Source organism: Micromonospora yasonensis, assembly GCF_026013475.1.
GTDB classification, from domain to species: domain Bacteria; phylum Actinomycetota; class Actinomycetes; order Mycobacteriales; family Micromonosporaceae; genus Micromonospora; species Micromonospora yasonensis.
The window spans coordinates 1-1,333 of record NZ_JAPDPH010000458.1 but is presented as its reverse complement, the minus strand read 5'-3'; the positions used below and the strand labels follow the sequence as shown (position 1 = coordinate 1,333).

Below are 1,333 nucleotides of genomic sequence, written 5' to 3'. Positions count from 1 at the left end.
GGCAACGTGCGCGGGATCGTCAAGGCTCCGGTGGCCGGCAAGTCCGGTACCACCGACGGGGACAAGACCTCGGCCCTGGTCGCCATGACCAAGCAGTACGCGGTGGCCGGCATCGAGGCCGACCCGGACTGGCCGCAGACCACGCAGCGGATGAAGCACAACGAGGTGCCCTGGGGCATCAACCCGGCGGTCTACGAGACGCTCCGCGACGCCATGAAGGGCAAGGAGCGGATCGACTTCACCCCGCCGAGCGGAAAGATCCTGGAGGGTGACCAGCGCTCCATCCCGGACGTGAAGTGCCAGTCGATCGACACCGCCAAGTCGCGGCTGCGCGGCGCGGGCTTCGAGCCGGTGGTCGCGACCAGCCCGACCCCGTCGAACTGCCCGGCGGGCACCGCCGCCGGCACCAGCCCGGACGGGCGCACCATCAAGGGCGGCGTGGTGACCATCGAGGTCAGCGCCGGCGGTGGCGGCCAGCCGGGCAACGGCAACGGCACCCCACCCCCGACGGACAACGGCAACGGCAACGGACGGCCACCACGCCGCTGACCTCCGACCCGACTGCGGGCGGGCACCCCAGGTGGGTGCCCGCCCGCTTCGTCGTCAGAGGCCGAGCTGCCGGCGTACCTCGGCGGCGACCCGACCGCCCTCGGCCCGGCCGGCCACCGCGGCCTGAGCCGCCTTCATGGCCGGGCCCATCTGTGCCTTGCCGGTGAAGCCGCCGGCGGCCAGCGCCCCCGCGACCAGTTCGGTCAGCTCGGGGTCGGAGAGCTGCTTCGGCAGGTAGCGCTCCAGCACCTCGCCCTCGGCGGTCTCCTTGCCGGCCTGCTCGGCGCGGCCCGCGTCGGCGAAGGCGGTCGCGGCCTCGCGCCGCTTCTTGGCCTCCTTGGTCAGCACCGCGAGCACCTCGTCGTCGCTGAGCTCGCGCTTTTCCTTGCCGGCGACCTCGGCGTTGCCGACGGCCGCGAGGGCCATCCGCAGGGTGGAGGTGGTCAGCTCGTCGCGCGCCTTGAGAGCGGCGCGCATGTCGGCGGTGAGACGGTCCTTCAGCGTGCTCATGGACGGTCAAACTACCCTGAACGCCATGCGAAAGCGCACACTATTCCGGCTCGCCGCCGGAACCGTCACCGCCGGTGCGGCCACCCTGGCGTACGCGTCGCTCGTCGAGCGCAACATGTTCACCCTGCGCCGGTACGACGTGCCGGTACTTCCCACGGATGCCGAGCCGCTGCGCGTGCTGCACCTGTCGGACCTGCACATGACGCCGAACCAGCGCCGCAAGCAGGACTGGGTGGCCTCGCTGGCCGCGCTCGACCCCGACCTGGTGGTGGTC

2 protein-coding genes and 1 pseudogene are annotated in these 1,333 nt (G+C 72.2%); 2 read left to right on the top strand and 1 reads right to left on the bottom strand.

Annotated features, from left to right (window positions below; all coding sequences use genetic code 11):
• The coding region (locus ONA70_RS36315; RefSeq protein WP_265010994.1) for a PASTA domain-containing protein at window positions 1–549 on the top strand (549 nt) is incomplete at its 5' end.
• 54 nt (window positions 550–603) lie between these two features.
• Here the strand turns inward: ONA70_RS36315 and ONA70_RS36310 are convergent.
• The gene (locus ONA70_RS36310; RefSeq protein WP_265010993.1) at window positions 604–1,059 is read right to left on the bottom strand and encodes a GatB/YqeY domain-containing protein; all 456 of its coding nucleotides are present in this window, start codon (window positions 1,057–1,059) and stop codon (window positions 604–606) included.
• 25 nt (window positions 1,060–1,084) lie between these two features.
• On the opposite strand from ONA70_RS36310, the pseudogene ONA70_RS36305 reads away from it, so the two are divergent.
• A pseudogene (locus ONA70_RS36305) lies at window positions 1,085–1,333 on the top strand (metallophosphoesterase); the annotation flags it as partial.